This window comes from Fibrobacter sp. UWB1, from assembly GCF_002210325.1.
GTDB lineage: Bacteria > Fibrobacterota > Fibrobacteria > Fibrobacterales > Fibrobacteraceae > Fibrobacter.
In genome coordinates this window covers 137,142-144,764 of record NZ_MWQL01000009.1, presented here as the reverse complement: position 1 = coordinate 144,764, position 7,623 = coordinate 137,142, and the positions used below count along the sequence as shown (strand labels likewise).

Below are 7,623 nucleotides of genomic sequence, written 5' to 3'. Positions count from 1 at the left end.
ACGTCGTAGACGTCAAAACGCTTGCGTTTGGGCATGACCGAACGCAGCCGTAGACGCCTTTAGGCGTCCATTTTGTAGTTCTTGCGGGTGAAATTTTTTTATTATTCTTAATGTTGTTGACGCCTTCGGCGTCCGCGGCGTCACTCGGTCATAGAATCAAACAAGTTTGATTCTGCGACACTCGTTTAGCACGCTTTTCTTAGACATAATAACCCTCACTGGCATTCCGTACGAAATGCCGATTTTTTTGTTTAAAATTTTACAGTTTGAAAGTGATGGTTATTCAACCATTACACAACGGACGGAAAAACCGTGAGTCTTATACAATTGTCCCCTCCGGCTATTGACAGGGGAGTTCAATTTATATATATTAGTGTTCAAATGAGCAAAAATAGTCAAAAAATCAATCCCGTGTCTATCCGCAGTTCAGCTGCCGAATACTTGACTTATGTAGCAGCCGTGGGCGGTTCCGAACAGAGCGTCGAAATGCGTTACGAAGACGAAAACGTATGGCTCACGCAAAAAATGATGGCAGAACTGTACGGGGTCGATGTGCGTACGGTTAATGACCATATTTCAAAAATTCTGGCAGATGGTGAATTGCCCGAAAATCCAACTATCCGAAATTTTCGGATAGTTCAAACAGAAGGTTCACGACAGGTTTCCCGTGAAATAATGCACTACAACCTCCAGATGATTATCGCCGTGGGGTTCAAGGTCAACAACGAGCGGGCGGTGCAGTTCCGCAAGTGGGCGGGGCAAATTGTCAAGGATTACACCATCCAGGGCTGGGTCATGGACAAGGAGCGGCTCAAGAATTTCGGGACAATTCTTACCGAAGACTATTTCGAGCGGCAATTGGAAGCCATTCGAGAAATTCGCGTGTCGGAGCGGCGTTTTTACCAGAAGGTGACTGATATCTATTCGACTGCGCTAGATTACGATCCCTCTGCAAAAATCACCCGGGATTTTTTCAAGAAGGTCCAAAACAAACTCCATTGGGCGATTCACGGCCATACGGCGGCGGAACTCATTGTAGAACGGGCTGACAGCCAAAAGGAGCACATGGGGTTAAAGACCTGGGCAGCATCTCCAAAGGGCAAAATTCTTCAGTCCGACGTAGTTGTTGCAAAGAATTATCTTGAAGAAGATGAACTCAAGGCCCTGGAGCTGATTGTCTCGGGTTATCTGGATTTTGCAGAAATGCAGGCCGCAAGGCACATTCCCATGACGATGGAAGACTGGGCGAGGCACCTTGACCGCATTCTTGAAGCTACGGAGCACGAACTTTTGACGAATGCGGGCAAAATTTCTATGGAAGTGGCTCAAGCCCACGCCATCACGGAATGGGAAAAATATCGCGTGGTTCAGGATAAGCTTTTCCATAGCGATTTCGACTACTTTTTGGAATTGCACGAAAAAATGGCACAGTACAAAGCGTAACTGTGCCTAAATAGCGGGGGAGTGTCGCGCGGAGATCCTTCGACTTCGCTGCGCTTCGCTCAGGATGACACTTCGTGTCATTTCCCGGAAGAGACGATGACTTTTGCGGTCTTCAAGATCTTGTTCTTGAGCTTGTAGCCCTTCTGGAACACGGTGACCACGTGGCCTTCGGGCACGGTCTCGCTGGGCTGCTGCATCAGGGCTTCGTGCATGTTCGGGTCGAATTCGGCACCCGTCGGGTCGATTTGCTCGAGGCCTGCATCGGTGAGAATCTTTGCGAACTGGTTGTAAATCATCTGCATGCCTTTCTCGAAGGCTTCCAAATCCTGGGCCTTGTTTTCGCTCGCGAAGGCGCGCTCGAAGTTGTCCTGCACTTCAGAGAGCTTTTCAAGGAGCTTGCCGTTCGCCGTCTCGATGAGTTCGAGCTGTTCCTTGGCGGTACGGCGGCGGTAGTTGTCGAATTCGGCCATCAGGCGCAAGTTGCGGTCGTTGGCATCGGCAAGGGCGGCCTTGAGGGCGGCAGTCGGGTCTTCGGCAGCGGGTTCCGCAGGCTGTTCAGCAGATTCGGTTGATGCTTCTTTTTGGATTGCTTCGTCGCCTTGCTCCTCGCAATGACGTTCTGCGGCATCAGCCTTGTTGGCCTCGGCTTCCATCTTCATTGCGTCTTCGGCGGCCTTGAGCACGTCTGCTTCGAATTTTGCCTTTTCTTCTGCGGTCGGTTCCTGCTGATTCAAATCTTCTGCCATTTCTAAATAATCCTTTAAAAATGCCTCACATTGATATGTCGGGGCTCTGTTTTACATTTTCCGTGCCATATTTAGCAATTTTCATGCCAAGTGCAAAGATTAGAAAGTTGTTTTGTTTTGAAACATACAACGACTTTTTTACAATTATTTGAACAAAAATGCCTTTTCATGAAAAAAGAGTATATCTTTGTAAACAAAAGTTATAAGAAGGAGTCCTTATGAATACAGAATCACCAAATCGCGGTCCTGCTCCGGCTCAAATGAAGGCTGTCGGCCTCCGAATTTCGTTTATGATGGCTCTGTGGATGAGCTTTACACTCAGTATTTTTGGTACCGCGACGGCGGAACGCCCTGCCGGAATGCCACTTGCCCCGATTATTATCGGCTGGTTCGGCAGTTTTTTGCTCAGTTTCGTGGTCAGTTTTGGCATCGGGTTTGTGGTGCCCATGGGCAAGGTGAACGCCGCTCTTGGCCAAAAATTGCACCTGACGCCGCATAAAATCACGACTCACGCCATCGAAACCTTCGTTTCTAACCTGATTTACACGCCGCTCATGACGGCTGTCATGGTGACTTTTGCGTTCTTTGTGCTCATGCCGCCCGACCATAAGCCGCCCTTTATGCCCATGTTCGTGGGCTCTCAAATTGCCTGTTTTGTATTCGGCTATATCATGATTTTTATCGCAATGCCCTTTATCGCCAAAAAAGCCTTCAAATCGGCTGGAATCGGCATGCCGCCCAAGCCGTAAGTCGTTGTTAAATTTTTAGTTACAATCTAAGCTTTTAAATAGATTATTTCGGAAAACCCCTAGTGAATCCAACTAGGGATTTTTTTAAATTATCCTGGTAATAACTTCATCCTTTTTAGAAGGTATTGTATGTGGAAAACTAAGGGTACGATTCGATATTTCTTGTCGATCCTTGCGATGACCTTTGTACAAATGGGCGTGTTTATTTATGCCCAGAAGATTTTGTCCGGATCGTTTGTGAACGAGGATTCGGGACAGACCTGGCAAGCGTTCATGCTGCAAATCTTCTTCCTCGCTCCCTACATTCTAATGGTGTTCTTTGCGGGGTTCTTTACCAATAGGTTTTCCAAGAACAAGGTGCTTGCCTGGTCGTCACTCATGATGACGGTCTTTGTGATTGCTCAGGCGATTCTTGTGACCTGCAATACCCCGCGTGTGGCGTTCTGGCTGTCTATTGGCTTGAGTTGCGGTTTCGCTATCCATAGTGCCGCAAAATACGGTATTCTTAAAGAGATGTTTGGCGTTCGCAATTTGAGTTTTGCGAATGCTTTTTTGCAGATTTTTGGCTTGGGCGGTATTATTTGTGCGTCTTGGCTTGCAGTGGTGGGGGTAAACCTCATTAACCTGGAATCGCTCAAATCGTATGCAGCGGTTCACCGTATTACTTCGGAATCACTCGTGATTCCCTGGATTTTGGCGGGTGTCGGTGTACTGGGTACGATATCCAGCTTTCTCGTGCCCAAGGTCAAGTACGAAAACCCGAACGTGAATATCGAGAACGTGAAAAAGCACTTGAGCCTTGGCTGGCGTGTGCCCACGCTCCGTGCCTCCATTATCGCTCTTTCGATGTTCTGGGCCTTGGCTCAGGTTTTTGTGCTCATGTACCAGGACGTGTCCGGTTCTTACGATATCGACACCATCCAGAATTACCTGGCCTTTGCGATTGTGGGCCTTATGGTAGGCTCCGTTATTGCAGCAACCAAGTCCCGCGACTTTATTGAAACCGGATTCATTCCGATGGGCATGATAGGCGTGTCTGTGTGCATGTTCCTGGTGCCGTTCTTTGTACACCCCTTTGCGCTTGTCATTTTGTATTCGCTCACGGGCCTTTTTGGCGGTCTGTTCTTGGTGCCGGTGAACGCCTTGTTGCAATATAATACGCGCCCGAACAATTCCGGCTCGGTTCTTGCCTTGGCGAACATGATCCAGGCAATCGTGTTGATTGCCTTCTTGTTCCTGTTCTCGATGATGGTGCATTACACGGATATTCCGCCCCAGCTGTACTTCTTGGGGCTAGCCATTGTGTCGCTGGTGGTGTTTGTCTGGACCATTTCGAACTTGCCACAGGCGTTGCTCCGCACGCTTCTTAAACTGGTGTTCAACCGCTACCGCATTCGCGTGCTTGGCGTGCAGAATATTCCGAACGAAGGTCCCGTGCTTTTGGTGGGTAACCACCACAGCTTTATCGACTGGGCCATGTTGCAGATGGCATCCCCCCGTCCGCTTTGCATTGCAAGCAACAAGGACCACTTTGAAAAGTGGTACCTGCGCGCAGTCCTCAAGCGTTTGGGCATGATCCGTATCGACAACAACAACCCCAAGGAGGCCATGGACAAAATCCATCAGGCTCTTCTGGAAGGCAAGGCCGTGGTCATATTCCCCACAGGCGAGGTGTCCAAGTCCCCGCATGTGGAACCCTTTACCATTGACTATTCTTCGGCTGTTGACGAGACTGACGCAGTGATAGTCCCGTTCTACATTCAGGGCCTTTGGGGCTCCAACTACAGTTATAGCGGCTCCAACATGTATGGCGCGTCTTCGGACCGTTCCGTGACAGTTGCCTTTGGCGATGCCATTCCCGCAACGACGCCCCCTAACGAGATTCGCGCCATTGTCCGCAAGATTTCGATTGATGCCTGGAAGTACGCCGTCAAGTTCGTGCACCCGATTGCGTCGTCCTGGATTCGAACCTGCAAGCGTTACGTGAAGCATGGCCCTGCTATTTACAGCCCCGACGGCAAGCACTTTTCGGGCTACAAGCTCATGGGCGCCGTTATGGCGTTCCGCGGACTTTTAAGGAAAAAGCTTGGCAAAGATGAACAGAATATCGGTATCATGCTCCCGCCGAGCCCCGCTGGCGTCATCGTGAACCTTGCACTCTGGCTGTTGGGCAAGACGAACGTGAACTTGAACTACACTTCGTCCGTTGACAACGTGAAGTACTGCGCCGCCCGCGCCGACGTCAAGACGGTGATTACGAGCCGCATGTTCGTCGAAAAGCTCAAGGGACGCGGCAACGACTATTCCAAGATTGCAAGCGAGAACCTGCGCATCTTCTACGCCGAAGATTTCATGAAGGAAATCTCGAAGGCGAAAATCGCTTCGTACCTTGTTTTCTGTGTGTTTGCGCCGTGCTGGCTCATCAAGTTCTGCTTCCGCAAGCGCGTCAAGCTCGACGATATTGCGGCCATCATGTTCAGTTCGGGCTCCGAAGGCACTCCGAAGGGCGTGATGCTGAGTCACCGAAACCTCATGGGCAACATCCAGCAGCTCGCCTGTATTTTCAACGTGACCCGCGCCGACGTGATGCTTTCGGAACTCCCGCTGTTCCACAGCTTCGGCCTCACGGTGACGACCCTCTTGAACCTTACGGAAGGCTGCCCGATTGTGACGGTGGCCGACCCGACCGACGTTAAAACCATGGCCCGCGTGTGTGCGGAATTCCGCGTGACGGCGTTCGTGGCGACCCCGACGTTCTTGCGTGCGTTTACGATTAGCCGTTACGTGCACCCGATGGCGCTCAAGTACGTGCGCCTGATTATCGCCGGTGCCGAAGCCCTGCGCCCCGAACTTGCTACCGCGTTCCGCCTCAAGTTTGGTAAGGAAATCTACGAAGGCTACGGTTGTACCGAAACTGCTCCGGTGGCATCCATCAATACCGAGAACAACCTGCACAGCGACTACATGACCATGCAGGTGAACAACAAGCCGGGTACGGTGGGCATGGCGCTCCCGGGTTCGCAGTTCCTGATTGTGGACCCCGACACGAACGAACCGCTGCCGACAGGCGAAGCGGGCATGATCCTCATCGGTGGCTGCCAGGTGATGGTGGGCTACCTCAAAGACGAAGAACGCACCAAGAGCGTGATTACGATGGTCAACGGGAAGCGTTACTACCGCACGGGCGACAAGGGCTTCCTCGACGAGGACGGCTTCCTTACGATTGTGGACCGCTACAGCCGCTTTGCGAAGCTCGGTGGCGAAATGGTGAGCCTCGGTGCCGTGGAAAAGAAGATTCAGGATACGCCGGTACTCGAGGGCTGTGACTACGTGGTGACCTCGATTCCGGATTCCGCGAAGGGCGAGAAGATCGTGCTCCTGTACCAGGGTGAAAAGGACCCGAAGGACGTGCTTTCGGAACTGCGCGCGAGCGGATTCCCGCCGATTATGCTGCCTGCGGTGGCGTTTGCGGTGGAAAAGGTGCCGAAGCTCGGTACGGGCAAGGCCGACTTTACCACCGCGAAAAAACTCGCCAAGGAACTGGCTGGTGTAAAATAATGCGAACAAATGTGAAATGTGGAATGAGTAATTACACATCACACATTTCACACTACACATTGCAAACTAAGAAGGGCCTATGACTGAAGAAAAAGAGATCCAGGGACTGACTCCGGTACGCACGGCACGGTTGATTGCATCGCTAATCGCCCTAGTGGGCATGGTGTTCTTGTTCCTGGAACGGGCGCTTGCTGCCGTGCTGCAAATGGCATCCGAAGGCGTTCAGCTTGGCCTTACGCGCTACGACAGCTTTACCGGGCGTATGGCACTCCAGAACTTCGCCGAGGACCGTCAGCTGTTCAAGATGCTTCAAGACGTTCAAGGGTTACTTCCTTCAGCAGAATCGGCCTTGACGGTTCTCTTGTTTATTGCAATCGTGTTGTTGGCTATTGCCGTGGTGGGGCTTGCTTTACCTAGGTTCTTTGTGCATATTCTTGTGACCCTCAAGCTCCTTAAATGGGAAACTGACGGTACCGAAGAAGAAGGCGAAGAAACCTCTTTTCGTGAAATAATTGCAAACATTGGTGAGATTCCCCTAAAAAAACTGGCCATTCCGGTTGCAGCAATTGTCGTTTTAGTGGGCGGTTTCGCAGGTATTCGCAGCTGTCATGAATCGGCCAAGCTTGCGTCCGTCGATTCTGCGGTCGAAGACTTGGAACAGCATACTCTGGACTATATCAAGGCACAAAAGGCCTATTTTGGCAGGACAAAGACTGTTGGAGGGCCAAAGGCCTTGCAATTGCCGGACACCTCGTCTTCGGACTACTTTGAATACAAAGTGACTGGTGCGCGCTTTACCGCCATTTCGAGAGTGCCTATCGAGAATTGCCCTGCAGGCACCAAATGGAGCGTGTATTCCGAAGCAAAGGGCGTTTTTACCAAGGAATTGGCACTTTACAGGCAACCTCCCAAGGTTCCGGCCTGCATAAGCATTACGCCGAACTACAAGAATATTGGCCGCCCCGAAAAGAAAAAGGCCGAAGATTCCAAAGTGAGCGACTCTAAATCCAAGGATTCGACCGCTAAAGATCAAAAGGCAAAAGAGCCCGAAAAAAAGTAGTTTTGCCTGTTGAACAAAATACAGCGACAGATTGTTTAATTTTGTATACAAGAGCTCGTTTTAGTTA

Annotated in this window: 5 protein-coding genes; 4 read left to right on the top strand and 1 reads right to left on the bottom strand. The window is 50.7% G+C overall.

The window, feature by feature from the left end:
• Window positions 1–381 precede the first annotated feature (381 nt).
• Window positions 382–1,443: a virulence RhuM family protein gene (locus tag B7988_RS08900; protein WP_088657635.1), complete on the top strand. Its 1,062-nt coding sequence runs from the start codon at window positions 382–384 to the stop codon at window positions 1,441–1,443.
• Between the two features lie 77 nt (window positions 1,444–1,520).
• Here the strand turns inward: B7988_RS08900 and grpE are convergent, their stop codons facing one another.
• Window positions 1,521–2,189 carry a nucleotide exchange factor GrpE gene (gene grpE / locus B7988_RS08895; protein WP_073321787.1) on the bottom strand — a complete coding sequence of 223 codons (669 nt, stop codon included), beginning with the start codon at window positions 2,187–2,189 and terminating at the stop codon, window positions 1,521–1,523.
• Between the two features lie 218 nt (window positions 2,190–2,407).
• Here grpE and B7988_RS08890 point away from each other — a divergent pair, with 218 nt between their 5' ends.
• The 3 genes from B7988_RS08890 (at window position 2,408) to B7988_RS08880 (ending at window position 7,556) form a co-directional block, all read left to right on the top strand.
• A complete protein-coding gene (locus B7988_RS08890; RefSeq protein ID WP_088657634.1) occupies window positions 2,408–2,938 on the top strand; it encodes a hypothetical protein in 531 nt (176 codons plus the stop codon).
• Window positions 2,939–3,067: 129 nt separating this feature from the next.
• Entirely contained in the window at window positions 3,068–6,496 is a 3,429-nt protein-coding gene (locus tag B7988_RS08885) for an MFS transporter (RefSeq protein WP_088657633.1), read from the top strand.
• A 79-nt stretch (window positions 6,497–6,575) separates the two neighbouring features.
• Window positions 6,576–7,556 (top strand): hypothetical protein, encoded by a 981-nt coding sequence (locus B7988_RS08880; RefSeq protein ID WP_088657632.1) that lies wholly within the window; start codon window positions 6,576–6,578, stop codon window positions 7,554–7,556.
• The last annotated feature ends 67 nt before the right edge of the window (window positions 7,557–7,623 follow it).

What these genes read in the sequence shown, in the direction of transcription:
- B7988_RS08900 (WP_088657635.1), top strand. Translation starts at nt 382, where the DNA reads ATGAGCAAAAATAGTCAAAAAATCAATCCCGTGTCTATCCGCAGTTCA.
- grpE (WP_073321787.1), bottom strand. Translation starts at nt 2,189, where the DNA reads ATGGCAGAAGATTTGAATCAGCAGGAACCGACCGCAGAAGAAAAGGCA.
- B7988_RS08890 (WP_088657634.1), top strand. Translation starts at nt 2,408, where the DNA reads ATGAATACAGAATCACCAAATCGCGGTCCTGCTCCGGCTCAAATGAAG.
- B7988_RS08885 (WP_088657633.1), top strand. Translation starts at nt 3,068, where the DNA reads ATGTGGAAAACTAAGGGTACGATTCGATATTTCTTGTCGATCCTTGCG.
- B7988_RS08880 (WP_088657632.1), top strand. Translation starts at nt 6,576, where the DNA reads ATGACTGAAGAAAAAGAGATCCAGGGACTGACTCCGGTACGCACGGCA.